We start from the raw sequence: 25,877 nt of genomic DNA on the forward strand, positions 1-25,877 counted from the left end.
CGCACGGCTTTGGCGCGGGTTCCGCCATGTTTTGGACCCATAGCACCCCTAGCCCAAGTGACATGCCGCCGACCGGAGTCGCGGTGGCATTGGGGATGGGGAAGACGATTGGCCTATCGGTACGAGGCGCGGGCGATGAAGCGGGAGCGCGTGCGCGATGCGCGCGCCGTGCCCGATCTCGCCCTTGTCCATACCGTCGATGCAATCGCCCCGGTACCTGACAAGCGACCGCTGTCGATCCGCGTCGGCAAGCGTCTGCGCGGTGCGTTCGACCGGATCATCGGTGCCTTTTCGCTCGTTCCCAACGACCCGGTGCTCGATGTGCGCAAGTTCGAATGGACCGAAATGCTGCGCGACAATTGGCAGGCGATCCGCGACGAGGCGCTGAGGACCGCGCTGGCGCACGAGGACGCGGCACCCTCGCTCGCGCTCGTCTCGCCCGATCATCGCGCGATCGCGCCGATCAACAAATGGCGGTCCTTTTTCCTGTGGGGCTATGGCTATGCGATCGATGAGAATATCGCGCGCTGCCCGACCACTGCCGCGCTGGTGCGGCGCATCCCGGGGCTGACCAGCGCGTTCTTCTCGATCCTTGCCCCGGGTACGCATATCCCGGCGCATCGTGGCGTCACCAAGGGGTTGCTGACCTGCCATCTCGGCCTGATCGTCCCGCGTGACGGCGATGTGCGGATGCGCGTCGGCGATCGCGTGGTGCGTTGGGCCGAGGGTGAGACGCTGCTGTTCGACGACACCTGGGACCATGAGGTGTGGAACGAGACCGACGGGACGCGGGTCGTGCTGCTGATCCAGCTGCGCCGCCCGCTGCGCCAGCCGGGGCGGTGGTTCGCCGACATGGTGATCGAACTGATCCGGCGCTCTCCCTTCGTACAGGAGGCGCGGAGCAATGTCGCGCGCTGGAACCTGGCGATGCGCGCGATGGAGGATTGAGGCGGGCTAGTTCCGGGGGGCCGGGCCGGTGCTGGCGCGAACGATCAGCCGGGTGTCGAAGGTCAGCCGGTCGCGGATATGTTGCGGATCGAGCAGAAGATCGGCCGCGCTGCATGCCAGTTCATGGACGGGTTGCCGGACCGTGGTGAGCGGTGGCCAGACGGCGGCGGCAAGGTCCGAATCGTCAAAACCGACGATCGACAGACGGTCGGGCACGGCAATGCCGCGTTCGTGCGCGACCGCGAGCGCGCCCGCCGCCATGTCGTCATTGCCGGCGAAGATCGCGCTGGGCGCGGCCGGGCGATCGAGCAATGCGCGCGCGGCACGACGGCCGGAATCGAAGCTGTAGTCGCCGGCGACGACCAGATCGGCATCGAACGCCACGTCCTTGTCCGCGAGCGCGGCGCGATAGCCTTTCAACCGCTCGACCGACGAGATGTGCGTGTCCGGCCCGGTCACGAACGCGATCGCGCGATGGCCGTGCGCGATGAGATGCGCGGTCGCTTCCTGCGCGGCGGCGGCATCGTCGATCGTGACCGACCGCCCCTGGTCGCGGTTCAGCCCAGGCTCGATCCGCACATAGGGCAGACCCCGCCGGTCCAGCTCGGCGAGCAGCGCTGCATTCTCCGTGACCGGCGGCGAAAGAATCAGGCCGTCGAGATGCGTTTCATCGATCAGTGCGGTCACGTCGGGAACCAGCGCCGGCGCGCTGCTGTCCACCGGCTGAGTCAGCAGGCGATAGCCATGCTTTGCGCACCCGTCCTGCGCGCCGGCGAGGAGGTGATAGACATAATAGGGGCTGGGATTGTCGTAGAGCAGCGCGACCTGAAAGGATTTGCGCCCCGCCAGCGTGCGTGCGGCAAGGCTCGGGCGAAAATTGAGCTCGGCCACGACCTGTTCGACGCGGCGGCGCGTTTCGTCGCTGACGTTCTTTTCGTTGTTCAGCACGCGCGAGACGGTCTTGAACGACACGCCCGCCAGCTTGGAAACTTCCTTGATCGTCGGCCGTCGCGCCATTTGCCTCCCCTGACCAGCACGGCATAGGTGACAGCGTTGGCAAGAGGCAAGAGTGGAGTTGAGCGATGGACCGGCGCCGAGTGATTGCCGTTGCAACTGCGATCGGGTTGGCGCCCGGCTTTGCCCGCGCCGCGGAAACGCGCACCGGACTGCGCGTGATGAGTTTCAACGTGCGCCTGCCGCGGCCCGAAGACGGCCGGGATCGGTGGGAGGCACGGCGAGACCTGTTTATCGAGACGATCCGCCGCGCGGCGCCCGACATCATCGGCACCCAGGAATTGTGGAAGATTCAGGGTGACTATGTGCTCGAACGGCTGCCCGGCTATGCCTGGTTCGGGGTCGATCGGCGTGGCGGACATGGCGACGAGCATATGGGCGTGTTCTTTCGCCGCGATCGATTGCGCGTAATCGATCTGGGCAATTTCTGGCTGTCGGAGACGCCGGACGTGGCGGGGAGCATAGCTTGGGGGCATCCCTATCCGCGGATGGCGACCTGGGGGTTGTTCGAGACGATGGCGGGCAAGCGGTTTTGGTTGATCAACACGCATTTTCCCTATCGGGCCGAGGATGAGGCGGCGCGGTCGAACTGTGCGGCGGCGATTGCCGATTGGGTGGCGCAGCGGCCTGGGTCGGATGCGGTGTTGCTGACCGGGGACTTCAACACCGGGCCGGATAGCGAGGCCCATCGCATCCTGTCCGCCCGGCTGGAGGATGCCTGGACGGCGGCGCCGGAGCGGACAGGGCCGGAGGGGACGTTCCATGGCTTTACCGGAACGCCCGGCAAGCGGATCGACTGGGTCATGGCGCGGGGCCTGACGCCGGTGGCGGTCGAGACAGTCGATTTCGGGCGGGGGGGGCGGTTTCCGTCGGATCACTTTCCGGTGGTGGCCGACTTTCGCTGACCCTGAAAAAAAGCCCCGCCCGGGTCGACCGGGCGGGGCCGTGATGGTCGTTGCGATCAGCCCGCGGCGAGCGCGGCGAGCAGCAGCAGGGCGACGATGTTGGTGATCTTGATCATCGGGTTCACCGCGGGACCCGCGGTGTCCTTGTAAGGATCGCCGACGGTGTCGCCGGTCACTGCGGCCTTGTGCGCTTCGCTGCCCTTGCCGCCGTGATTGCCGTCTTCGATATATTTCTTCGCATTGTCCCATGCGCCGCCGCCCGAGGTCATCGAGATGGCGACGAACAGGCCCGACACGATCACGCCGAGCAGCATCGCGCCGACCGAGGCAAAGGCGTTGGCCTGGCTGTCGACGGCGAGGATCACGAAGTACAGCACGATCGGCGAGAGCACCGGAAGCAGCGACGGAATGATCATTTCCTTGATCGCCGCCTTAGTCACGATGTCGACGGTGCGGCCATAGTTCGGGCGGCTGGTCCCGGCCATGATGCCGGGATTGTCGCGGAACTGGGTGCGGACATCCTCCACCACCGCCCCCGCCGCGCGGCCCACGGCCGTCATGCCGAATGCGCCGAACAGATAGGGCAGCAGCGCGCCGAGCAGCAGGCCGACGATGACGAACGGATTGCTGAGCGAGAAGTCCACGACGATGTCGGGGAAGTAGCGCGTCAGATCCTCCGTATAGGCGCCGAACAGCACCAGTGCGGCGAGCGCCGCCGAGCCGATGGCATAGCCCTTGGTCACCGCCTTGGTCGTGTTGCCCACGGCATCGAGCGCGTCGGTGCGGGTGCGGACATCGTCGGGCAGCCCCGCCATTTCGGCGATGCCGCCGGCATTGTCGGTGACCGGACCATAGGCGTCGAGCGCAACCACCATCCCGGCGAGCGCGAGGAGCGAGGTGGCGGCGAACGCCACACCGATGATCCCGGCGAGCTGGAACGATGCGATCACCGCGACGACGATCACCAGCGTGGGCAGAGCGGTCGATTCGAGGCTGATCGCCAGCCCCTGAATGACGTTGGTGCCGTGGCCGGTCTCGGACGCCTTGGCGATCGAGCGGACCGGGCGATACTGGGTGCCGGTGTAATATTCGGTGATCCACACCAGCGCCCCGGTCACTCCCAGGCCGATCATCATGCACCAGAACAGGTCCATGCCGGTAAACGCCTGATCGCCGATCGCGGCGTTGAGATCGCCGAGCGTGTACTGGCTGGCGAACCAGATCGCCGGGACGGCGAGGATCGCGGTGGTCCAGAAGCCCTTGTACAGCGCGCCCATGATCGACTGGCCCGAGCCGAGGCGGACCATATAGGTGCCGATGATCGAGGTAATGATGCACACGCCGCCGACGATCAGCGGGAGCGCCATCAGTGCCAGCATCGCATCGTCGGCAAGTCCGCCGACGAGCAGCGCGATCGACACCATGGTGAGGCCGATCGTGACGACATAGGTTTCGAACAGGTCGGCGGCCATGCCGGCGCAATCGCCGACATTGTCGCCCACATTGTCGGCGATCACCGCGGGGTTGCGGGGATCGTCCTCCGGGATGCCCGCCTCGACCTTGCCGACCAGATCGGCGCCGACGTCCGCCGCCTTGGTAAAGATACCGCCGCCGAGACGCGCGAAGATCGAGATGAGCGATGCGCCGAACGCCAGCGCGGTGAGGGCGTGGATGATCTCCTCACCATTGGCGGCCTGCGCAGCGGGGCCGACGAGATACCAGAACAGGCCGGCGATCGAGAGCAGGCCGAGCCCGGCGACGAGCATGCCGGTGACGGCGCCGGCGCGGAAGGCGAGGGTGAGGCCGCCCTGCAGCGATCCCCGCGCCGCCTCCGCCGTGCGGACATTGGCGCGGACCGAGATGTTCATGCCGACATAGCCGGCGACGCCCGAGAGGATCGCGCCGATGAGGAATGCGACGGTGGAGAGGCCGCCGAGCGTGAAGAACATGACCGCGGCGACGATCGCGCCGACGATGGCGATGGTGGTGTACTGGCGGCCGAGATAGGCCTTGGCGCCTTCCTGAATGGCGGCTGCGATATCCTGCATCTTCTGGTCGCCCGCCGGTGCGCGCAGCACCTGTTGCGACGTCACCAAACCATAGAGCACGGCGATCACGCCGCACACGATGGCGATATAGACAATCGTCATCTGGTATCCTTCCCCTGTGAATCCCGCAGGTCGCCCAGATCTTGATGCCCGGTACAACGCGCGTCGGGGTGGAGCGTAGAGAGGGGCGGGGGGCTGTCAAGCGGCGTGGTGGATCGACGGGGCGTCCGACGATGCTGACAAAAAAGCGGGGCGTCGTGCGCGGTGGACGGGGACGCCCCGGGTTGGCGACCGCTACGGGACGGGTTCGCGACAGGTTGGCGACACGGACGCGCCACCGGGGCGACGCGCGCGCGACGGACTGACGCCTGTGACGCGACAGGGACGCGACTGACTGACGACCGGGGCGCGACGGGGAAGCGACACGCTGGCGACAGGTCCGCGACCGCGGTGCGCCCGATTGGCGACGCGTGGGTGGGCGAGGCGGATGCGGTCGGCTTCATCGATCAGGGTAGATCAGAAGAAGTCCAACATTTGAAGGGGTTTTGGGAAGGATTGTTAGTTGCCGTGGCGGTAGCCGAGCTTGGCCGGCAGGGGGACGGGGGTGCCATCCGCGGTGAGGGTCAGGCCGGTGCCGGGGCTGGCGATACCGATGCGGGTGGCGGGGACGGGTGAATCCATGCCTTCGGGCAGGGTGAAGAGCAGTTCGTAATCATCGCCTGCGCAGGCGGCGTCGAGCACGGGGCCGGGGAGGGCGAGCGGGACGGCGTCCAGATCGATCGTCAGCGCGACGTTGCTCGCCGCTGCCAGCCGCTGCCCGTCGATCAGCAGGCCATCGGACACGTCCATCATCGCGGTGGCGAGGGGGGCGAGCGCCTGTCCCTCGGCAACGCGCGGGACGGGGTGGAGATAGCGGGCGAGGTCGCGCGGCTCGCCATCCGCGCCGAACGCGGCGCCGCCGATCTTGCCGGTGACCCATAGCGTATCGCCGACCTGAGCGCCGGTGCGTAGCGGGATTTTGGGTGGCGCGGTGCCGATCGCGGTGAGGGTGAGGCTGCGCGGGGCGCCGGCCGGCATCGCGACGGTGTCACCGCCGACCAGCGGCATGGCATAGCTGGTGAGCGCGTCGTCGAGGCCGTCGAGAAAGGCGCGGTCCCAGTCGGCGTCGCCCGACAGGCTGTAGTTCAGCAGGCAGGCGAGCGGGGTGGCGCCTTTCGCCGCGAGGTCGGACAGGTTCACCGCGGCGAGGCGCCAGCCGATCGATCGCGGCGGATCGTGCGGGCGGTAATGGACGGTTTCCACGATGGTGTCACTGGTGAGGATGAGCTTGCCCGCGCCGACGTCGAGCTGCGCGGTGTCGTCCGCCAGCCCCGCCGCCGCCGGATGCGTGGCGATGGCGCGCAGGGTGGTGAGGAAGGCGAACTCGTCGGGCATGGGAGATTCGTACGAGAGTGTTTCGGTCGAGAGAAGGCCCGAAAGCATGGCGGTAGCACGTATGGCCGCTTAACGTCGGGGCGTTGAATGACCGGCTTTGGGTGGAAATGCACAGGCAGCTTTCGGGAGGGCGCGGGCGATAGCTGCCGTCCCGAAACCGACGGCGAAATGGAAACGGGAGCCGAATGGGATTTCGCCGACCAGCCCGCTATGCCGTAGCCTATGAACAACCACGGCGTTGATCCTGCAATCCTGAAAGCATGGCTTTCAGCCAGATCAATCGCGCGTGGATTGCCGTTACCTATCCCGGATCACGGGGGCTTTCGCGTCGATACCAAATCTGACACTGAAATCGCCCGCTGGGTGTTCGCCAAGTCGAACTCGGGTCTTGAACATCTCGCTCGCTCCATCAGCGATTCTCGCTATTTCCTGAAGCTGTGCGGCGCGCCTGGTGATCTGAAATCGGCGTTGCCGAGCGGCTGGAAGCTGCACGCGCCCGGTTTTTTCATGCGGCGGACTGTACCCTCGACCCCCATCGGACATCTGCCGTTTGGATACACCATTGAGGTCAAGCGAAACGGCATGGTGGCGGAAGCACGGATATTCGAAGCGGCGGGCGCGCTTGCCGCGAGCGGTTACGCGGCAGAAACCAACGACGTCTTCGTGTACGATCGCATCATAACGGAGCCTGGCCACCGCCGGAGAGGCTTGGGGCGAGCCCTTATGCAGACGCTACATGACGCTCGGCAAAATCCCAGCGCCACGGAATTGCTCGTTGCCACCGAAGAAGGCCGAACCCTCTACGTGGCGCTCGGGTGGGAGACGATCTCTCCATATTCCACGGCCTCACTCGTCAGACCATAACGTCAAGGCCATTCCGATCTGCGCGGCAGGCAGCGGTAGCGCGATCGCGGGGTCTCGGAGGTGACCCAGCGGGGTGCGTCTGAGAGTTCAGCATGCAGTCGGTCGCCGAGCGCGCAGGCTCGGGCGGCCGTGCGCTCGACGCCATTGACTGACGGGCTATTGGAGAGGTGGACCCCGGTACAAGACCTGGGTGACCGAAGTTGGCGAAGGTCGCCAAAAGCGCCCGCCATGACTGCCCCACCGCAACCCCTCCCCTGAAGGGGAGGGGCTATCAGATCAAACCGCCTTCAGCGCTTCCTCGAAGTCCGCGATCAAATCGTCCGCATTCTCGACGCCGATCGAGATTCGCACCAGATTGTCGGTGATGCCGAGCGCCGCCTTGCGCTCGTCGGGGACCGAGAGGTGGGTCATTGCGGCGGGGGCGCTGGCGAGGGTTTCGGTGCCGCCGAGGCTGACCGCGAGCTTGGCGATCTTGAGGCTGTCGAGGAAGGCGAAGGCCTCCTTCTCGCCGCCCTTGAGATAGAGCGAGAAGGTCGAGCCGGCGCCGGTGCAGTGGCGGTCGTAGATGTCGCGCTGGCGGCTGCCTTTGGGCAGGAAGCCGAGATAGCCGATGCTTTCGACCTTGGGGTGGGTGCGCAGATACTCGCAGACCTTCGCGGCATTCTCGCCCGCGCGGGACATGCGCAGCTCGAGCGTCTCGAGGCTGCGCAGCAGCATCCACGCGGTGTTGGGATCGCAGATCGTGCCGATCGTGTTGCGCATCATGCGGATCGTGTTGATGTGCGCCTTGCTGCCGAGCACGCCGCCGGCGACGAGGTCGCTATGGCCGCCGGCGTACTTGGTAAGCGAATAGACGACGAGGTCGGCGCCCTGCTGCAGCGGCTTGGCCCATAGGGGCCCAAGGAAGGTGTTGTCGATCGCGATCGGCGGCTTGTTCTCACCGGTGAAGATTGCGTCGCGGCTGGCGGCGACCGCCTCGACATCGACGAGCACGTTGGTGGGGTTGGCCGGGCTTTCGAGATAGATCAGCGCGACATTGCCGGAGGCGGCCTTTTGCAGCACCGCGTCGATCTCTTCGCGCGTGGCGCCGGCGGGGAAGTCGACCCAGTTGACGCCGAACTTGCCGAGGATGCGCGCGATCAGCGTTTCGGTCGCGGCGTAGAGCGGGCCGGAGTGGACAATGGTGTCGCCGGGCTTGACCATCGCAAGGAAGAGCGTGGCGATGGCGGACATGCCGGAGGAGAAGGCGAGCGCGTCCTCGGCCTCTTCCCACACGCCCAGGCGATCCTCGAGGATTTCCTGGTTGGGGCCGTTGAAGCGCGAATAGACGAGGCCCTCGGCGCCGCCGGGGCGCTTGCCGGTGACGCCCTCGAAATGGCGCTTGCCCGCCGCGGCGTTGGGAAAGACGAAGGTCGAGGTGGCGAAGATCGGGGGCTTCAATGAGCCTTCGGACAGCATCGGATCATAGCCATGGCCCATCATCAGCGTGCTGGGGCTGAGCTTGCGGCCGCCGACGGTGTCGATGTCGGGCTTGGGGCGGCGGCGCGGGGTGGTGGCGGTGAGGGCGGCTTCGTCGGGCTGTTCAGGCTGGTCGGTCATATCTTCTCCACGGGCCCGCGAAAGGGGAAGCGGGCATTGTCGTAACCTGTGTAACGATTTGCGCGGTGAATGGCACCCGTTCGCAACCCCCGAAATGGCGACAAACTTTCTTGCCCGAATATCGGGTCGTGATAAGTTGGAGCAATGCAATAGCCGCTAGTAAAAGGGGGATGTGATGACCGACATGGCTCTCATAAAGCGTCTCGCTCAAATATATTCCGGGGAGTCAATTAGATACAGCTATCTCAAGAGTGTCACTCTGGCGCAGTGGTTACTGGAGAGCGGCAGGGGCGGGTCGGATCTGGCGAAACTTCACTATAATTTCGGCGGACTTAAATGGCGTCCGGAAATGGCGGGCCATGCGACGAAAGTGCGCTACCAGGCGCATGACGGCGCAGACGACTATTGCAAGTTCGCCACATTGGAGGGGTTCATCCGAGGTTATTGGGTGTTCATAGACCGCGCACCCTATTCCGGCTGGGAAACGAATGTCGCGACCCCCGAGGACTATATTCGCTTCATCGGGCCGATCTATACGCCGACGCCGGGCTATGCCGACAAGGTGATCGCGCTGATGCCCGAGGCGGCGAAGCTGCTGGCCGAGGGGGCCGCGGCGGTGCCCGAACCCATGACCGGCGCAGTCGATCTCGGCACGGTGGTGCTCGATCCGGGGCATGGCGGCGAGACGACGATCGGCGGCAGCTCGCCCAACAATGCGATCAGCTATTCCGGCGTCAAGGAGAAGAAGCTGACGCTCGATTTTTGCCTGATCCTGCGCGACGAGCTGATCAAGCAGGCGAAGGCGGCGAAGCAGACGATCAACGTCGTCCTGACGCGCACGACCGACAAGAATGTCGGAATCGCCGATCGCGCGGCATTTGCCGGTGCGAACCAGGCGCGGCTGTTCGTGTGCCTGCATTTCAACGGGGATGGAGATCGCAGCATCACCGGCGCCGAAACCTTCTATGCCGCCGCCTCCAACGGAAATCTCAACGAAGCGCAGGACAAGGCGTTTGCCGGCGCGGTCCACGTCGGGCTGATGGCGGGGATGAAGGCGATCAACCCGGGCGCCAAAGATCGCGGGCTGAAGCCGGACACGGCGACGGGCAAGAAGGTGCTGGGCGTGCTCCGCGACACCTCGCTGGGCAATGTCGGCAGGCCGAAGCCGTGCCTGGGCGCCTATATCGAGGCCGAGTTCATCACCAACAAGCAGATCGACACGCTGCTCGTCTCCGGACCCGATGCGATCCCCAACCGGACCAAGGTGATGGCGGCGGTGGCCAAGGCGATCCGCGCCTATCTGGCGTGACGCGTCAGCCGGCGAGGGCGATCACCGAAATCTGACGGCCATAGTCGGGTGCGCCTTCGTGAGTCGCGCGGCGGTAGCTGAAGAAACGCGCGGGATCGGCATAGGTGTCCGCGCCGAGCGCCTCGATCCGGCGCAGGCCGGCGGCGGCGAGGCGGTGGACGACATAGGCTTCGAGGTCGAACTGGTGGTGGCCGGGCTTGCCGGGGGCGAAGAAACGCTCGTTGGCGGGGTCGGCGGCGGCGAAGCGGGCGAGGAAGGCGTCGTCGACCTCGTAGCTGGCGCGGGCGATGCACGGGCCGACGGCGGCGGCGATGCGGCTGCGGTTGGCGCCGAGCTGCTCCATGCGGGCGATGGTGGCGTCGGTGACACCGTGGAACGCGCCTTTCCAGCCGGCATGGGCGGCGGCGACGACGCCGGCGTCGCGATCGGCGAACAGGACGGGGGCGCAGTCGGCGGTGAGGATGCCGAGCAGGATGCCGGGGCGGTCGGTGACGAGCGCGTCGGCGTGGGGGCGGTCATCCTCGTCCCAGTCGTTGCCGACGATGACCGCGTCGGGGGAGTGGACCTGGTGCAGCGTGGCAAAGCGGCTGCCCGGGGCGATCGCGGCGATCACGCGGCGCTGATTTTCCTGCAGCTCCGGCGTGGGGGGCAGGCCGCGGCGGCCCATGTCGAGGCTGGCGGTGGGGCCCGTGACGACGCCGCCGGTGCGGCCGAGAAAGCCGTGCGCGACGCCGTCGAGCGCGGTGGCGCGGAGGATCGTCAGGTCGCTCACAGCGCGAGCCGCATCACGAGGTCGCGGTCGATCTGGCGGCCGACGGGGAAGGCATAGTCGCCGACATGGACGAAGCCGTATTTGCCGTAAAAGGCGATCGCGCGGTGGTTCTCCTCGAACACCGTGAGCAGCAGCGCGGGGGCGCCGCGGCTGCGGGCGTGGGCGATGCTCCAGTCCATCAGCGCCTGCGCCGCGCCGCGTCCGTGCCAGTCGCTGGCGATATAGAGTTGCGACAGCTGTGCGTCGGTCGGGTGCGCCTGTTCGAGCGTCGGGGTCACCATCTTGGCATAGCCCACGATCGCGTCCCCGGCGCGTGCGACCTGCCACACGATCGCGGGGTTGGCGAGATCGCGGGTGAGGCGACCATCCGCGCCGAAATTCTCGTCGATGAAGGCGTCGAGGTCTTCGGGCTTGTAGAAGCGCGCGAAGGTGTCGCGCCAGCTCGCCTCCGCCATCGCGTCGAGCGCGGCGGCATCGGCGGGGGTGGGGGTGTCGAGGCGGATGTCGGTGGTGACCGCCATCACGCGAAGCCCGCCGGGATCGGCCAGCCGGGCGCGGTGAGCGCTACGACCTTGAACAGCTCGCCCATCGCCTCTTGGCCGACCAGCCGGTCGCGGGCGGTGGCGATCTCGCCGGCGCGATCGGGGGCGGTGCGCGACAGCGCTTCGGCGCGCGGGTCGATGCCGAGTTCGCGCAGCCATGCGCCCTGCGGGACCGGGCCATAGGCCTGCAGCCCCTCGACCCGGGCCGCCTCGATCAGCGTGCCGAAATCGACATGCGCGGTGAGGTCGGCCTCGCCCGGATCTTCGAACGGATTGACATAGGCATGGCCGCGCACCGCCTGGAGCGTGTCGCCGATCGCGGGGCCGGCATAGCCGTAATCGATGACGATCGCGGCGCCGCCCTGTTCGAGCAGGCGCGCGGCGAGCCCGCGCAGGATCGCGACGCTGGGCGGCGAGGTTTCGAGGATCGAACCGTCGGGCGCGTCGCGGAAATCGGGCGGGATGATCGGGTCGAAGATGGTGTTGCCGATCACCGGGATGAACAACGTGTCCTGACAGGCGACCAGCCGCTCGCGCCACCCCTGCGGCGTCTTGACCAGCTGGCGGATCGGGAGCGCGTCGAAGAATTCGTTGGCGACGACCAGCAGCGGCTTGTCGTCGGGCAGGCCGACTAGATCGAGCGAATATTCGGCATGCGGCACCGCCTTGGCCTGCTCGGCGCGCAGCGCGGGGCTGTTCTCGACGAAATGGACCGGCGGGGTGAGGCCCGCGCCGCGCATCGCACGCAGCGCATCGGCGGCGAGCGTGCCGCGGCCCGGGCCAAGCTCGACATAATGGACGTCGGGGCGCCCGGCGCGGTCCCACAGGTCGGCGAGCGCGAGGCCGACCAGCTCGCCGAACATCTGGCTGATTTCCGGCGCGGTGGTAAAGTCGCCGCGCGCGCCGAGCGGATCGCGGGTCGCGTAGTAATGCGTGTTGGCCGCGCCCATGAACTGGGAGAGCGGGATCGGGCCGGCGAGCGTGATCGCGCGAGCGATCCGTTCGGGCAGCGGGCCTTCGGAGTTCGGCACGTCGGTCATCGCGGTCCCCCTAACCGTTCGCGCCGCGCTTGTCGAAGCCCTGCACCCCCGGCGAGCGCGCGCATATCGACCGGCTCAGGGCAGGCGGCCGTCAGGCGATGCTGGGGCCGCCCGCTATCGGCTCGACCCGCTCGCGGCGCTTCTTGGCGGTGGCGATGAGGTAGAGGCCGCCGAGGATCATCGGGATTGTCAGCAACTGGCCCATATGGAAGCCCGGCGTCGCGAAGAAGGTGCCGTCGAACTGCACGTCATATTCGCGGAAGAATTCGACGAAATAGCGCGACAGGCCGTAGCCGAGGATGAAGGTGCCGACGAGCTTGCCCGGCTGGTAGCGGGCGTCGGTCTTCCAGAACATGAACCACAGCACCGCGAACAGCAGCAGCCCTTCGAGCCCCGCTTCGTACAGCTGGCTGGGGTGACGCGGCACGGCCATGCCGGTGCGTTCGAACACGATGCCCCAGGGAACGTCGGTGGGGCGGCCCCACAATTCGCCGTTCACGAAATTGGCGAGGCGCCCGAAGAACAGCCCGAACGGGACGGCGCAGGCGACATAATCGTGGACGCGCAGCCAGGACAGACCGTTGCGGCGGCATAGCCACAGGATCGCGAGCGTGACGCCGATCACCCCGCCATGGAAGGACATGCCGCCTTCCCACAATTGCAGCAGCTTGATCGGTTCGAGGAACAGCTGCGGCTGGTAGAAGATCGCATAGCCGAGCCGCCCGCCGAGGATGATGCCGAGCGTCGCGTAGAACACCATATCGTCGGCATGGCGGCGGGCCATCGGCGCGCCGGGCTGGTCGAGCAGCTTGAGCAGGTACCACCAGCCGATGAGGATGCCGCCGATATAGGCGAGCGAATACCATTTGAGCTGGAAGAAGCCGAGGTCGAGCGCGACCGGATCGAGGCCGAGGTCCTTGAAGTGGATATAGGATGCGGCTTGCGCGGCGGCGGTCAGGATCACGGTTGGGCCTCCCCGGGGGTTCGGCGCTGTCCTATCCGCATATGACGCCGGGGCCAAGGGGTGGGATGGGGGCGGGGGTGCGCGGCCCAATGGATGCCTGGCGATGTGTGGTGGACGGATGGCTGTCAAGCGCGCCAATCCCGACCACTTCGGGTCGGCTCAACCACCCTAAAAGCTGCCGTTCGTGCTCAACGGCGGTTCTCGTCATTAGCTGTCATCAGGTCCCGAAAACGATCGATGTGCGAGATTGCGGTCAACCGCTTGCGCTGGGCAGGGCCGGGTTTATGGTGTATTGCATGAACAGCACACATCCCCCGCACGGATTGGCACTCGATCTTTCCGCCACTGGATTGCTGGCCGGTGCCGTGGTGCATCTTGCCGCGTGGTTGGGCGGTCCGCGATGGATGGCGGCATTAGGGGCTCCACCGTCGATCGTTGCTTCCGCTGCCGTTGGAAGCTGGCCCGCGCTGCTCGGCACGCTCGCGATCGCGGCATTGCTCGTCGGCATGGCACTGTCGTGCTTCCTGGTGGCTCGGCGGAGGACCAGATTGAGTTTCGTCCGGGGTGCACTGGGAATTTTTGCAGTCATCCTCCTGGGGCGGGGATTGTTGGTCGTGCCGTTCATCTTTGCCGGTCAGCGAGAATGGCGCACGCCGGCCGGTAAGATCATCGTCACCGGCGATTGGTTCGCAACAGGATCGCTCGTCGTTCTCGTGATCGGGGCGCTGATCTGTCTCGGGCTTTGTCAGACTCGATCGGAACGGTGATCGGTAGCGCAGCCTCGGCGAGATCCTCCGCGTGCGCCGGCGGGATCAGCAGCGCCGCCGCCGTATAGAATCCGGCAATGCATCTGAACGTCGACATCGCCGTTTGGACAGGGGGACGGTCGGGTCGTTCGACCGCCATGGGCGCCTCTGCGGGGCGTGCCCCGTCAAGCCGGGGAGAAGGAAATGCGGATGCGTTGGGCAGTGTTGATCATGTCGATTGCGGCGTCAGCAGGGTCGGACCCGGCCATCGCCGGGCCCGCGCGCGGTGGCGCAACGGCGGTAGTGGTCCAGGCCTCTTCAGACTGCACGCGCGACACCAATGTCGACAGCTGCTGGCGGGCCGGGGTCCAGGCCGAGAAGCGCGGCGATGCCGTGGCGGCGCTTGCCGCATATGAAGCGTCCTGCGCGGCAGGCTTCCAGATGGGCGGCTGCTACGAAGCGGGCAAACTTTATTTCCTGAACGCGACGCTGCGCGACTATGGCAGGTCGAAGGAGCGGATGGTGCGGGTGTGCCAGTCCGATGATGTCGGCATTGCCCCCTATGCCTGCAAATATCTGGGCATCATCTATCAGAAGGGGCTGTCGGTGAAACCGCAGCCCGCACAGGCGTTCAGCTATCTTGCGCGGTCGTGCTTTCCGTACGGCGAGCCGTTTATCGATGGCGGCGGCTGCGAACTGCTCGGCAATCATGTTCCCGATGCGGCTGCGATGGAAGTTGACGATGATGTCTGGCACCCGGACTATATCGCCTATCTCGCGTTCGCGATGGGATGCAGCGACGACATGGCAGCGCAGTGCAACCAGGCAACGGCGCTATATCGACGCGCGGTAGCGGAGTCGGCTGGCTGGCTGGCGCGCTGCGCAGAAGATGCGGGGGCGGTGGCTCTGGGGGGATGCGAAGACATGGTCCGTTCGGCATCCGTCGACGATCATGAAGCGCGCCAGGCGTTTCGCCGGGCCATGGTACGGGCCTTTCGGCGTGCGACCGATTACGCCGGATGAGTGGAAGGCGCCCGCGATGAATTGCGGCATTCGGCGTAAGGTCGCGGCGCTTCCCGGTTCGTCCGGCAGCGCTATGCCGATCGGCGGCGCGCATTGAGTGTGGCGTGCTCCGCGAGGCGCCGCTAGAGCCGTGGCGATGGAGCGCAAGGGTTTGAGAGGGATCGACCGGCGGACGCTGCTGATCGGCGGCGGGGCGGCGGTCGGGCTGGTCGTCGCCTGGGCGGTGTGGCCGCGCACCTATCTGCCCAACCTGCCGCTCGCCGAGGGCGAGACCGGGTTCGGCGCCTGGCTCAAGATCGCGCCCGACGGGCAGGTGACCGTCGCGGTGCCGCAATGCGAATATGGGCAGGGCGTGTTCACGACGCTGCCGCAGGTCGTGGCCGACGAATTGGGTGCGGACTGGCGCCGCGTCGGGGTCGAGGCGGCGCCGCTCAGCCCGCTTTATGCCAATCCGCTGGCGGCGGGGGAATTGTTTCCGGGCGTGCTGCCCGAACGGCTGCGTGCGACGCATGCGGTGCGCAATGCGCTGGTGTTGACCGGTGCCTCCACATCGATGCGCAATTTCGAGGCGCCGTTGCGCGAAGCGGGCGCGGCGGCGCGGGCGATGCTATGCCAGGCGGCGGCGGCACGCTGGGGCGTCGACTGGCGCGCGTGCGGCACCGCCGACGGGTTCGTCGTCAACGGCAAGCAGCGGCTGGGGTTCGGCGAACTGGCGGCGGAGGCGGCGGACTATGATGTCCCGGCCGATCTGCCGCTGCGCGAGGGCGATGGCGAGCGGCTGCTGGGCGAACCGGCGCCGCGGCTCGATGCGCCGGGCAAGGTCAATGGCAGCGCCAGCTTCGCCGCCGACATCCGCCTGCCCGACATGGTGTTCGCGGCGATCCGGCAGGGGCCGGTGGGAACGGTGAAGCTCGCCGCGCTCGACGAGGCGGCGGCGCAGAGCGTTCCGGGCATGCTGCACATCGTGAAGAACGAGCGCTGGGTCGCGGCGGTGGCCAACAACAGCTGGGCGGCGCAGCGCGCGCTCGACGCGATGAAGCCGAAGTTCGAGGTCGCGACCAAGGTCGACAGCGCGTCGATCCAGGCCGCGCTCGACGCGGCGCTCGACGGCGAAGGCGCGCGGATCGACGCGGAGGGCGCGCTGTCGCCGGTGTTCAAGGGCGCGCGCGTGGTCACCGCCGAGTATCGCGTCGGCGTGGCGCTGCACGCGGCGATCGAACCGATGACCGCGACCGCCGCGTGGGAGGACGGGCGCATCCGCATCTGGATGCCGACCCAGGCGCCGGGGCTGGCGCGCAGCGCGGTGGCGCAGGCGCTGGGCATGGATGCGGGCAGCATCCTGATCCACCCGGTATTCGCAGGCGGATCGTTCGGGCAGAATCTGGAGCATCAGGTCGCCGAGCAGGCGGCGCTGATCGCGCGCGAATTGCGCAAGCCGGTGCAGCTGACCTGGTCGCGCGGCGAGACGTGCCTGCACGACCGCTATCGCCCACCCGCTGCGGCGCGGATGACCGCGCGGCTGGGCGCGAACGGCGCGGTCGCGGGCTGGCTGGCGAAGATCGCGGCGCCGTCGAGCGGGCATGATCTGGCGCGACGGCTGATGGGCGGGGACAGCGCGGTCGACGCCGGGCTTGCGGTCGGCGGTGCGGGCGATCCGGCGGCGGTGGACGGGGCGCGACCGCCCTATCGCATTCCCAATTTCGCGGTGGACCATCATCCTGCCGATATCGGCCTGCCGACGGGCTATTGGCGGTCGGGCGCGCACAGCTACACCAGCTTCTTCACCGAGAGCTTCATCGACGAGCTGGCGCATGTCGCGGAGATCGAGGCGCACAGCTTTCGCATCGCAATGCTGGGCGGGGTGCCGCGGCTGGCACGGTGCCTGTCGACGGTCGCGTCGCTGGGCGGCTGGCAGGGCGGGCTGGCGGGGAGCGGGCAGGGGCTGGCCTGCCATGCGTTTCGCGGATCGTATATCGCGGTGATGGCCGAGGCGTCGGTGGGTGGTGACCAGAAGATCAAGGTCGAGCGGCTGGTCGCGGCGGTGGATTGCGGGCGGGTGGTCAACCCCGACGTGGTGCAGCAGCAGATCGAGGGCGGACTGATCTTCGGGATGGCGGGGGCGCTGGGCGTGACGACCGGCTTCACCGGCAATATGGCCGAGGCGCGCAGCTTTGCCGATCTCGATCTGCCGCGGCTGTCCGATACGCCCGAGATCATGATCGAGCTGATCGCGAGCGAGGCCGATGCGGGCGGGGTGAGCGAACTGGCGGTGCCGCCGGTCGCGCCCGCCATCGCCAATGCCATCCATGCGGCAACTGGCGTGCGGTTGCGGCAGCTCCCGTTGATTCCCGGAGGCGAATGATGCTGCCGCAAGCTCATCCTGCGATCCCGCCGCGCCGGGTGGGCGTGCTGCTGGTCAATCTCGGTACGCCCGATGCGCCCGATGCGGGGGCGGTCCGGCGCTATCTGGGCGAGTTCCTGTCCGACCGGCGCGTGGTCGAGATTCCCGCATTGTTGTGGCAGCCGATCTTGCGCGGCATCATTCTGCGGACGCGCCCGGCCAAGTCGGCGCATGCCTATCAACAGGTCTGGACCGATGACGGGTCGCCGCTCGCCGCGATCACCAAGCGGCAGGCGGTGGCGGTGCAGGCGGCGTGGCCCGGTGTCACGGTCGACTGGGCGATGCGCTACGGCAATCCGTCGATCCCGACGAAGCTCAAGGCGATGAAGGATGCGGGGTGCGAGCGCATCCTGATTGCGCCGCTCTACCCGCAATATTGCGCGGCGACGACCGCGACGGTGGTCGACAAGGCGTTCGAGGCGCTGGCGGCAATGCGCTGGCAGCCGGCGATCCGCACGCTGCCGCCCTATCATGACGACCCGCGCTATATCGCCGCGCTGGCGGAGTCGGTGCGCGCACAGCTGGCCGCGCTGGATTTCGCGCCGGACGCGGTGCTGGCGAGCTTTCACGGCATGCCGCAGCGGACGCTGGAATTGGGCGATCCCTATCATTGCCATTGCCGCAAGACCGCGCGACTGTTGGGCGAGGCACTGGGGATGGAGCTGATCGTGACGTTCCAGTCGCGCTTCGGGCGGGCGAAGTGGCTGGAGCCGGCGACCGACGCGGTGCTGGAAGGGCTGCCGGGCAAGGGCGTGAAGAAGATCGCCATCGTCGCGCCGGGCTTTTCGGCCGACTGCCTCGAGACGCTGGAGGAGCTGGCGATCCGCGGGCGGGAGAGTTTCGAGGCGGCGGGGGGCGAGCACTTCGCCTATCTGCCGTGCCTCAACGACAGCGCGCCGGGCATCGCGATGTTGCGCAGCATTGTCGCATCGGAACTTGCGGGCTGGGCGGACGTCTCCTAGCGTCGGGCAAACGTTCATCAGGAGAGGTTCATGGCACGGGTAGCGATCGTAACCGGCGGCACGCGCGGAATCGGCGAGGCGATCAGCGTGGCTCTGCGGGACTTGGGGATGACCGTTGCGGCCAATTATGCGGGCAACGATCAGCGCGCCGCCGAATTCACCGAGCGCACCGGGATCAAGGCGTTCAAATGGGACGTCGCCGATTATGACGCATGCCAGGCGGGTATCGCGCAGGTCGAGGCGGAACTGGGCCCGGTCGATGTGCTGGTCAACAATGCCGGCATCACGCGCGACGGCACGATCCTGAAGATGACCTATCAGATGTGGAAGGAGGTCATGGACACCAACCTTGGCGGGTGTTTCAATATGGCCAAGGGCGTGTTCCCCGGCATGCGCGAGCGCAAATGGGGGCGCATCGTCAATATCGGATCGATCAACGGGCAGGCCGGGCAGTACGGCCAGGTCAACTATGCCGCGGCGAAGAGCGGCATCCACGGCTTCACCAAGGCGCTGGCCCAGGAAGGCGCGCGCGCCGGCGTGACGGTTAACGCGATCGCACCGGGCTATATCGACACCGACATGGTGGCGGCGGTTCCGGCCGAAGTGCTGGAGAAGATCGTCGCCAAGATCCCGGTCGGCCGGCTGGGCCAAGCCAACGAGATCGCACGCGGCGTGGCGTTCCTGTGCTCCGAAGAGGGTGGATTCGTCACCGGGTCGACGCTGTCGATCAATGGCGGGCAGCATATGTACTGACGGGTCGAGGCGCGTCGCCCCGGCGCAAGCCGGGGGACGGCGCCGGTGCGCATCGCGCACGACCCGACACGGACGGCGGGGCCGCGCAGCGGAACCCGTCCGACGTCAAGCACGGGTTTTGCCCGTGCCGACCCAGTCAGAACCCCGACTTTGGCGAACGAAGGGTGCTCTGCACCGGAGTCGGTTGCCTCGCTCCCCCTCCCCGTGCCGGGGAGGAATTTGCGGGCCGGCCCCTTAGCGAGCCGGCCCTGGTAATTCAGAACCGCAGACCGATGCCCGCCACGACCTGCTGGCGTTCCACATCGGCTTCATAGTTCGAATAGCGATACTCGACCTTGGCGAAGACCGTGTCGGTCAGCTTCTGCTCGACGCCTGCGCCGACGCGGATGCCGTCGCCGTTGCTGTTGCCCGCGACCGACTTGATGCGCGCGTTGGTGTAGCCGACCTTTCCGTAGATCAGCGTCTTGCCGGTGACGACGCCGACGCGGCCGCCGATATAGAGGTCGCGGCCGGTTTCGGCGAGCGTGGCGCCGCCTGCCTTGAGCTTTGCGGTCGAATCGGCGACCTCGCCCTCGATCCCGAAGACGACGCTGCCCTTCTGGAGGTCGTAGCCGAGGCCGATGCCGTAGATCACGCCATCGGGATTGCGCACGCCCGGGGTGTTGAGGTCGACCACGTCATAGCCGGTGATGACGCTGGCCTTCGCGCCGCTGAAATCGGCGGGTTCCTGTGCGAGCGCTGGCGTGGCGGCGGCGGTTAGGGCGGCGGCGAGCGCCAGAGCGATCTTCTTCATGTCGTACACGTCCTTGATACCGTTGCTGTCGCGGCACGATGCCGCGGTTAGGCGGTATTGCGGCGCGGACGGGCGCTGCGCCACTGACGGAACCTGATGCGCGCGACGCGGCGCGACGACATGCGAAAAGGGCCGGTCCCCCCTTCGCGGGAACCGGCCCTTCATCGTCATCCGATCAACGGATCAGCGGCGGCGGTCGCAGTAGCGCGGCTGGCCCGAACGGTCGATCTCGCGACCGGCGAAGGCGCCCACTGCGCCACCGAGGATCGTGCCGATCGCGCGGTCGCCACGTCCGGCGACGCTGTTGCCGAGCAGGCCGCCGGCGATCGCGCCGACGATGGTACCCGCACTCGAATCGCAGCGCTGATCGGTCCGGCCGCGGTAGCGGCGATCCTGGCCGCGATAGCGGCGGGCGTCACGGTAGCGGCGGTCGTCGCGATACCCGCGATCATAGCCACGGTCGTAGCCGCGACCGTCGCGATATTCGTAGCGGCTCTGCGCCGCAGCTTCGGTGGCGGGGATCAGTGCGGTGCCGGTCATCGCGAGTGCGGCGCCGATCAGGGAAAGCTTCTTGAACATGTCGTGTCTCCTTGTTCCTCGGTCGATGCCGGTCCTGCCGACTTCGTTGAACAAGGGTTTCGCATGTCTGGCTTGAGTGGTTGCTGAATGCGCTCGTTATCAGCGGTTCAGCGATGCCTGGACGGAAGAAGGGGGTGCCGACGCGGTCGCAACGTTCGAGGGGGAAGCGCCCGGTCCCGATACGCAACGCGGGATGCTGGGCGGAACGCGCGACGCGCGTCGGCATGTCGGGCGAGCCGACGGCATGCGCCGCGCGACCCGTTGCCTGTCATCTAGATGAACGGGGGCGAACGCTGGCTGAACGCGGCTGTTATCGCAGGTTCAGCTATGCGGCGCGAATGCGGCGGCTATGAAGGGGTCAATGCGTATTTTGCTGTCGGTCCTGTTGCTGTTGCTGTTCCTGCCCGACTGGTCCGGCGACACTCGGCTGCCCCTGCTGTCGCGCATGGCGGAAATCCGGGCCGAGCGCGTCGCGCTCGACTGGCGCGATCCGGCGCGGGTGAAGCTGGGCGGACTGATCTATCTGGGCGGGGTGGCGCTGACGGGGCCGGACACGACGTTCGGCGGCTTTTCCGCGATGCTGATCGAGGGCGAGCGGTTCACGCTGTTGAGCGATGGCGGCAACATCGTCCGCTTTCGCATGGGCGCGGACTGGACGCCGCGCGCGGTGCAGTTCGCCGAACTCCCCGACGGTCCGGGACGCGGGTGGCACAAGCGCGAGCGCGACAGCGAATCGCTGACGCGCGATCCCGCGACCGGCCAGCTGTGGGTGGGGTTCGAATGGGCGAACGCGATCTGGCGCTTCTCCCCCGGGTTCGAGCGGGGCGAGGCCCATTCGTCGCCGCCGGCAATGGCCGGGTGGCCCGAAAATGGTGGACCCGAGGCGATGGTACGGCTGCGCGACGGGAGCTTTCTGGTGCTGGCAGAGGATGCGCAGGCACGCGCGAAGCGCACGATGCAGGGCTTGCGCTTCGCTGGCGATCCGACCCGTGCGCCGCGCCCGAGCTTTGCATTCAGCTATCGCCCGCCGATCGGGTTCAAGCCGACCGATATGGCCGAACTGCCCGATGGCCGCATCGCCATCCTCAACCGGCGCTTCGCGTTAAAGACGGTGTTCACCGCGAGCCTGACCCTCGTCGATCCCGACGCGATTCGCCGGGGTGCGATCGTCCAGGGGCGCGAGATCGCCCGATTCGCCGCGCCGGTGGTCCACGACAATTTCGAGGCGCTGGCGGTGACGCGCGAAGGGGACGAGACGATCCTGTGGATCGCGTCCGACGACAATCAATGGATGGTGCAGCGTTCGCTGCTGCTCAAGTTCCGCCTCGACCTGTGACGGTGACGGTGGCGGTGGCGAACGTCATCAAACGACGAACGGCCCGCGTCCCATAAGGGAGCGGGCCGGTCGAATCGGCAACCCGCAAGGGGTTCAGGCCGCGGCGGTCGCTTTCTTGGCGATCTCGCGCTTCAGGCGGCGGGCGCGCAGCGACAGCTTGTCGTCGCCGGTCTTGAGCAGCCAGTTGTCGAGGCCGCCATTATGCTCGACCGAGCGCAGGCCGTGCGTCGACACGCGCAGGCGGATCGAGCGCTCGAGCGCTTCCGACATCAGCGTCACATTCTGCAGGTTGGGCAGAAAGGTCCGCTTGGTCTTGTTATTGGCGTGGGAAACATTGTGTCCCACCTGCCGGCCCTTGCCGGTCAGCTCGCAAATGCGCGACATGGTTCGATCCTAGGTTTCTGGCCTGTCCGGCAACGCCGGGAAAGAGCGGCCCGATAACGGGACAGGTGGCTGCAGTCAACCTGCAAGCGCGTGATTGCCCCGGTTGGTGCAACCCCTATGGTGAATCGCGCGTTATTTCGCAAACGATTCGAAATAGGGAGATCGGGCCGATGCGTGGATTGTTAGCGATTCTGGGCCTTGCGGCCGTCGTGATCGTCATCTTGATGTCGCTGGGAATGCTCAGCATCAACATGAATTCGGGTTCGCTCCCGACCGTCAAGTTCGAGGGCGGCAAGGCGCCGACGGTCGCCGCCGATGTCGGCGAAGTGGGCATGGGTACCACCAACAAGACGATCCAGGTGCCGACCATCACCATGGAAAACAAGACGATTCAGGTGCCGACGGTCGAAGTGCAGAAGGCGCAGCCGACGCCGGCACCGGTCGCCCAATAAGCAAAGAACGACCTCCTCGCCCCGCCGCAACTGGCGGGGCGAAAGGCGTTCGGGCATAGCGGGGCGATGTTTCCGCTCCCCGAACCCATGCGCGCCGCGCTCGACGCCGCGCGTGCCGCCGCCGAGACCGCCGAGGTGCCGGTCGGCGCGGTCGTCATGCAGGGCGAGCGCGTGGTGGCGGTGGCCGCCAATGCGCCGCGTAAGCTCAACGATCCCACCGCGCATGCCGAGATGCTGGCGATTCGCGCCGCAGCACACGCGCTGGGCCGCGACCGGCTGGAGGATTGCGATCTGTGGGTGACGCTGGAGCCGTGCGCGATGTGCGCCGGCGCAATCGCCCATGCCCGAATCGCGCGGCTTTATTATGGGGCAGCGGACCCGAAGGGCGGTGCGGTCGAGCATGGGTCGCGATTTTTCACCCAGCCGACGTGTCATCATCGACCGGAGGTCTATTCGGGAATCGGCGAAGGCGAGGCGGGGGCGTTGCTGCGGGAGTTCTTCGCCGCGCGGCGGTGAGCGCTGGCGAGCGCCGGGTGACCCGGTTCTCTCGCCAGCGGCAACCGCCCGAATTCGCGAGCCTTCGAAGTGTGTCTGCGCGCTTGCCGCGCGCAGCCCCGATGCTCGCAAACTCGGCCCGTTCGATCAGCGCATGTCGCTGTCGCGGATGGGTACGATCTTGATTTCGACGCGACGGTTCTGGGCGCGGCCCTCGACCGTGTCGTTCGATGCGATCGGCTGGGTCTCGCCATAGCCGAGCGTTTCGAGGCGGGCCGACTCGACGCCGCGCGAGACGAGATAGTCGGCGACCGCACGCGCACGGCGTTCCGACAGTGCCTGGTTGTAGGCGTCGCTGCCGGTCGAATCGGTGTGACCATACACGTCGACATAGGTCTGGTTGTAGCGATCGAGCACGTCGGCGACCTTGTTCAGCGTCGGCTGGAACTGCGGCTGCACGGTCGAGCTGTCGGTCGCGAAGGTGATCCCCGACGGCATCGACAGGATCAGGTCGTCGCCGCGGCGAATCACTTCGACATCGGTGCCGGCGGTGCGCTCGCGAATCTCACGCTCCTGCCGGTCCATGTACGCGCCGATGCCCGCGCCTGCGAGCGCGCCGATCCCGGCGCCGACGATCTTTTCGGTGCGATCGCGACGGCCGCCGACGATGTCGCCGAGCAGATATCCGCCGAGCGCGCCGCCGACCGCACCGATGCCGGCCTTCGAAATCCGCTGTTCGCCGGTCACCGGATCGGTGACGCAGGCGCTGGTCAGCGCGAGTGCGGCGATGGCGGGGACGAGGGGCCAGTTGGCTGGAATACGCATCAATTACCTCCTTGAATTCGTGCACCCCCAAACGGACGTTGGTCCGTTCTTGTTCCGGTTGCGCATCAAAGCTGTTTGAATCTTGCGTTGTGAAACTGGGATGAATGCGATTATGGGAGGCGCAGGCCAATGGACCCGCTTCCCCCTTTTCCCTGGATCGACGTCGCGATCATCCTTGCGCTGGTTGCGCTCAATGGCGTGTTCGCCATGTCCGAGCTCGCGATCGTGTCCGCGCGCAAGGCGCGGCTGGAGGCGATGGTGCGCGCGGGCAAGCGCGGCGCGCAGACCGCGATCGACCTGGCCGCCGATCCGGGCAAGTTCCTGTCGACCGTGCAGATCGGGATCACGCTGATCGGCATCATCAACGGTGCCTATTCGGGGGCGAGCCTCGGCACACCGATGGGCGCACGGATCGCGGCGCTGGGTGTCGAGGGCGAGCTGGCGCAGACGATCGGGTTCGCGATCGTGATTGCGCTGACCACCTATGCCTCGCTGATCCTGGGCGAACTGGTGCCCAAGCAGTTTGCGCTCCGCTCGCCCGAACCGTTCGCGGTGATCATCGCGCCGATGATGAAGTGGCTGGCCTGGATCACGGCGCCGATCGTCTGGGTACTCGACAAGAGCAGCGCGCTCGTCTTCCGCCTGCTCGGCCTCAAGCGCGAATCCGAGAATCGCGTCACCGCCGAGGAACTGCACATGATCGTCGCCGAAGCGACGCATTCGGGTGTGATCGAGGAGCATGAACGCTCGATCATCTCGGGCGTGGTGCGGCTTGCCGACCGGCCGGTGCGCGAGGTGATGACGCCGCGCACCGATGTCGACTGGATCGACGTCAATCTGGACGAAGCGGCGATTCGCGCGGCGCTTGCCGCGACCCCGCACACGCGCCTGCCGGTGGCGGACGGATCGGTCGATGCGGTGATCGGCGTGGTGCAGGCGCGCGACGTGGTGACCGCCCTGATCGAAGGGCGGCCGATCGATCTGCGTGCGCTGATGCAGACTGCGCCGGTGCTACCCGATCAGGTCGATGCGATGGACGCGCTGGGCGCGCTGCGCCGCGCCGCGGTGCCGATGGGCTTCGTCCATGACGAATATGGGCATTTCGAGGGGATTGTGACCCCCGCCAATTTGCTCGCGGCGATCGCGGGCGAGTTCCTGTCCGACACCGATCCCGGGGACAATCCCGCGATCACGGTGCGCGAGGACGGGTCGCTGCTGGTATCGGGCCAGCTCGCCGCGGATTCGCTGGCGGAGCGGATCGGGATCGATCTGCCCGAGGATCGCGATTATGCGACCGTCGCCGGGCTGGCGCTCGCGGTGCTCAAGCGGCTGCCGCAAGAAGGCGAGAGCTTCGTCGAACAGGGCTGGACGTTCGAAGTGGTGGATATGGACGGCCACAAGATCGACAAGCTGCTGGTGACCGAGACCGCCGAGCCGGCGTGACCTAACGGTCGATGTCCTCTTCCCGCGCCGTGGTGGCGTCGGCCTCATGCTCTTCCTGCGCTTCCTTCCAGCGGCGATGCAGGTGGCGCCCCCACCACAGGATCGCGACGGCGCCCGCTGCGCACAGAATAATCACGAGGAAATGGGTAACGGTCACCCATTCAAACATCGCGGCCATTCCGGCCGGGGGTACATAGGGCTTGTCGCTGTCCATATCGGCCTCCCCCGCTCACACGCGCACTGTCT

26 protein-coding genes are annotated in these 25,877 nt (G+C 67.1%); 13 read left to right on the forward strand and 13 right to left on the reverse strand.

The genetic code is table 11. The features are described from left to right. Positions 1 to 108 precede the first annotated feature (108 nt). Complete coding sequence (locus ABS767_RS07210; RefSeq protein WP_408077672.1) at positions 109 to 948, forward strand: aspartyl/asparaginyl beta-hydroxylase domain-containing protein; 840 nt, start codon at positions 109 to 111, stop codon at positions 946 to 948. Positions 949 to 954: 6 nt separating this feature from the next. On the opposite strand, the gene ABS767_RS07215 is transcribed toward ABS767_RS07210, so the two are convergent. Continuing rightward, entirely contained in the window at positions 955 to 1,965 is a 1,011-nt protein-coding gene (locus ABS767_RS07215; protein WP_408077673.1) for a LacI family DNA-binding transcriptional regulator, read from the reverse strand. 65 nt (positions 1,966 to 2,030) lie between these two features. Between ABS767_RS07215 and ABS767_RS07220 the strand changes: the two genes are divergently transcribed. Continuing rightward, on the forward strand, positions 2,031 to 2,867 hold the full coding sequence (locus tag ABS767_RS07220) for an endonuclease/exonuclease/phosphatase family protein (RefSeq protein WP_408077674.1): 837 nt from the start codon (positions 2,031 to 2,033) through the stop codon (positions 2,865 to 2,867). Positions 2,868 to 2,923: 56 nt separating this feature from the next. Here the strand turns inward: ABS767_RS07220 and ABS767_RS07225 are convergent, their stop codons facing one another. Together ABS767_RS07225 and thiL are read right to left on the reverse strand one after the other, a co-directional pair. Next, the gene (locus ABS767_RS07225) at positions 2,924 to 5,017 is read right to left on the reverse strand and encodes a sodium-translocating pyrophosphatase (RefSeq protein WP_408077675.1); all 2,094 of its coding nucleotides are present in this window, start codon (positions 5,015 to 5,017) and stop codon (positions 2,924 to 2,926) included. A 456-nt stretch (positions 5,018 to 5,473) separates the two neighbouring features. Next, positions 5,474 to 6,349: a thiamine-phosphate kinase gene (gene thiL / locus ABS767_RS07230; protein ID WP_408077676.1), complete on the reverse strand. Its 876-nt coding sequence runs from the start codon at positions 6,347 to 6,349 to the stop codon at positions 5,474 to 5,476. Between the two features lie 222 nt (positions 6,350 to 6,571). Between thiL and ABS767_RS07235 the strand changes: the two genes are divergently transcribed. Next, positions 6,572 to 7,213, forward strand: coding sequence for a GNAT family N-acetyltransferase (locus ABS767_RS07235; protein WP_408077677.1), 642 nt, complete (start codon positions 6,572 to 6,574; stop codon positions 7,211 to 7,213). A 276-nt stretch (positions 7,214 to 7,489) separates the two neighbouring features. Here the strand turns inward: ABS767_RS07235 and ABS767_RS07240 are convergent, their stop codons facing one another. After that, a complete protein-coding gene (locus ABS767_RS07240; protein ID WP_408077678.1) occupies positions 7,490 to 8,812 on the reverse strand; it encodes a cystathionine gamma-synthase family protein in 1,323 nt (440 codons plus the stop codon). A gap of 184 nt (positions 8,813 to 8,996) precedes the next feature. On the opposite strand from ABS767_RS07240, the gene ABS767_RS07245 reads away from it, so the two are divergent. Further along, positions 8,997 to 10,121, forward strand: coding sequence for an N-acetylmuramoyl-L-alanine amidase (locus tag ABS767_RS07245; RefSeq protein WP_408078665.1), 1,125 nt, complete (start codon positions 8,997 to 8,999; stop codon positions 10,119 to 10,121). Between the two features lie 4 nt (positions 10,122 to 10,125). On the opposite strand, the gene pgeF is transcribed toward ABS767_RS07245, so the two are convergent. The 4 genes from pgeF to lgt form a co-directional block, all read right to left on the reverse strand. Continuing rightward, positions 10,126 to 10,893, reverse strand: coding sequence for a peptidoglycan editing factor PgeF (gene pgeF / locus ABS767_RS07250; RefSeq protein WP_408077679.1), 768 nt, complete (start codon positions 10,891 to 10,893; stop codon positions 10,126 to 10,128). Further along, positions 10,890 to 11,414 (reverse strand): GNAT family N-acetyltransferase, encoded by a 525-nt coding sequence (locus tag ABS767_RS07255; RefSeq protein ID WP_408077680.1) that lies wholly within the window; start codon positions 11,412 to 11,414, stop codon positions 10,890 to 10,892. Before ABS767_RS07255 ends, pgeF begins: the two co-directional genes overlap by 4 nt. After that, a complete protein-coding gene (locus ABS767_RS07260; protein WP_408077681.1) occupies positions 11,414 to 12,475 on the reverse strand; it encodes a class I SAM-dependent methyltransferase in 1,062 nt (353 codons plus the stop codon). Before ABS767_RS07260 ends, ABS767_RS07255 begins: the two co-directional genes overlap by 1 nt. Positions 12,476 to 12,566: 91 nt before the next feature. Continuing rightward, positions 12,567 to 13,439 (reverse strand): prolipoprotein diacylglyceryl transferase, encoded by an 873-nt coding sequence (gene lgt / locus ABS767_RS07265; protein WP_408077682.1) that lies wholly within the window; start codon positions 13,437 to 13,439, stop codon positions 12,567 to 12,569. A 296-nt stretch (positions 13,440 to 13,735) separates the two neighbouring features. On the opposite strand from lgt, the gene ABS767_RS07270 reads away from it, so the two are divergent. The 5 genes from ABS767_RS07270 (at position 13,736) to phbB (ending at position 19,324) form a co-directional block, all read left to right on the forward strand. Next, complete coding sequence (locus ABS767_RS07270; protein WP_408077683.1) at positions 13,736 to 14,206, forward strand: hypothetical protein; 471 nt, start codon at positions 13,736 to 13,738, stop codon at positions 14,204 to 14,206. 189 nt (positions 14,207 to 14,395) lie between these two features. Then, on the forward strand, positions 14,396 to 15,208 hold the full coding sequence (locus ABS767_RS07275; RefSeq protein ID WP_408077684.1) for an SEL1-like repeat protein: 813 nt from the start codon (positions 14,396 to 14,398) through the stop codon (positions 15,206 to 15,208). A 136-nt stretch (positions 15,209 to 15,344) separates the two neighbouring features. After that, positions 15,345 to 17,570 carry a xanthine dehydrogenase family protein molybdopterin-binding subunit gene (locus tag ABS767_RS07280; RefSeq protein WP_408077685.1) on the forward strand — a complete coding sequence of 742 codons (2,226 nt, stop codon included), beginning with the start codon at positions 15,345 to 15,347 and terminating at the stop codon, positions 17,568 to 17,570. Then, a complete protein-coding gene (hemH, locus tag ABS767_RS07285) occupies positions 17,567 to 18,571 on the forward strand; it encodes a ferrochelatase (RefSeq protein WP_408077686.1) in 1,005 nt (334 codons plus the stop codon). The genes ABS767_RS07280 and hemH overlap by 4 nt, the downstream gene beginning before the upstream one ends. A gap of 30 nt (positions 18,572 to 18,601) precedes the next feature. Continuing rightward, entirely contained in the window at positions 18,602 to 19,324 is a 723-nt protein-coding gene (gene phbB / locus ABS767_RS07290) for an acetoacetyl-CoA reductase (protein WP_408077687.1), read from the forward strand. Positions 19,325 to 19,580: 256 nt separating this feature from the next. On the opposite strand, the gene ABS767_RS07295 is transcribed toward phbB, so the two are convergent. Both ABS767_RS07295 and ABS767_RS07300 read right to left on the reverse strand, forming a co-directional pair. After that, positions 19,581 to 20,117 (reverse strand): outer membrane protein, encoded by a 537-nt coding sequence (locus ABS767_RS07295; RefSeq protein WP_408077688.1) that lies wholly within the window; start codon positions 20,115 to 20,117, stop codon positions 19,581 to 19,583. 183 nt (positions 20,118 to 20,300) lie between these two features. Then, positions 20,301 to 20,696, reverse strand: a complete 396-nt coding sequence (locus ABS767_RS07300; RefSeq protein WP_408077689.1) for a glycine zipper 2TM domain-containing protein — start codon at positions 20,694 to 20,696, stop codon at positions 20,301 to 20,303. A gap of 361 nt (positions 20,697 to 21,057) precedes the next feature. Between ABS767_RS07300 and ABS767_RS07305 the strand changes: the two genes are divergently transcribed. Continuing rightward, the gene (locus ABS767_RS07305; RefSeq protein WP_408077690.1) at positions 21,058 to 22,032 is read left to right on the forward strand and encodes an esterase-like activity of phytase family protein; all 975 of its coding nucleotides are present in this window, start codon (positions 21,058 to 21,060) and stop codon (positions 22,030 to 22,032) included. 93 nt (positions 22,033 to 22,125) lie between these two features. On the opposite strand, the gene rpmB is transcribed toward ABS767_RS07305, so the two are convergent. Beyond that, on the reverse strand, positions 22,126 to 22,416 hold the full coding sequence (gene rpmB, locus ABS767_RS07310; protein ID WP_408077691.1) for a 50S ribosomal protein L28: 291 nt from the start codon (positions 22,414 to 22,416) through the stop codon (positions 22,126 to 22,128). Between the two features lie 170 nt (positions 22,417 to 22,586). On the opposite strand from rpmB, the gene ABS767_RS07315 reads away from it, so the two are divergent. Then, positions 22,587 to 22,868 (forward strand): hypothetical protein, encoded by a 282-nt coding sequence (locus ABS767_RS07315; protein ID WP_408077692.1) that lies wholly within the window; start codon positions 22,587 to 22,589, stop codon positions 22,866 to 22,868. A 66-nt stretch (positions 22,869 to 22,934) separates the two neighbouring features. Next, the gene (locus tag ABS767_RS07320; protein ID WP_408077693.1) at positions 22,935 to 23,384 is read left to right on the forward strand and encodes a nucleoside deaminase; all 450 of its coding nucleotides are present in this window, start codon (positions 22,935 to 22,937) and stop codon (positions 23,382 to 23,384) included. A 126-nt stretch (positions 23,385 to 23,510) separates the two neighbouring features. Here ABS767_RS07320 and ABS767_RS07325 read toward each other — a convergent pair whose 3' ends face one another. Further along, positions 23,511 to 24,188 carry an OmpA family protein gene (locus ABS767_RS07325; RefSeq protein ID WP_408077694.1) on the reverse strand — a complete coding sequence of 226 codons (678 nt, stop codon included), beginning with the start codon at positions 24,186 to 24,188 and terminating at the stop codon, positions 23,511 to 23,513. Between the two features lie 129 nt (positions 24,189 to 24,317). Between ABS767_RS07325 and ABS767_RS07330 the strand changes: the two genes are divergently transcribed. Continuing rightward, entirely contained in the window at positions 24,318 to 25,631 is a 1,314-nt protein-coding gene (locus ABS767_RS07330; protein ID WP_408077695.1) for a hemolysin family protein, read from the forward strand. 1 nt (position 25,632) lies between these two features. Here the strand turns inward: ABS767_RS07330 and ABS767_RS07335 are convergent, their stop codons facing one another. Further along, positions 25,633 to 25,845, reverse strand: a complete 213-nt coding sequence (locus tag ABS767_RS07335; RefSeq protein WP_408077696.1) for a hypothetical protein — start codon at positions 25,843 to 25,845, stop codon at positions 25,633 to 25,635. Positions 25,846 to 25,877 lie beyond the last annotated feature (32 nt).

The organism is Sphingomonas plantiphila, assembly GCF_046000505.1.
Classification (GTDB): Bacteria; Pseudomonadota; Alphaproteobacteria; order Sphingomonadales; family Sphingomonadaceae; genus Sphingomonas; species Sphingomonas plantiphila.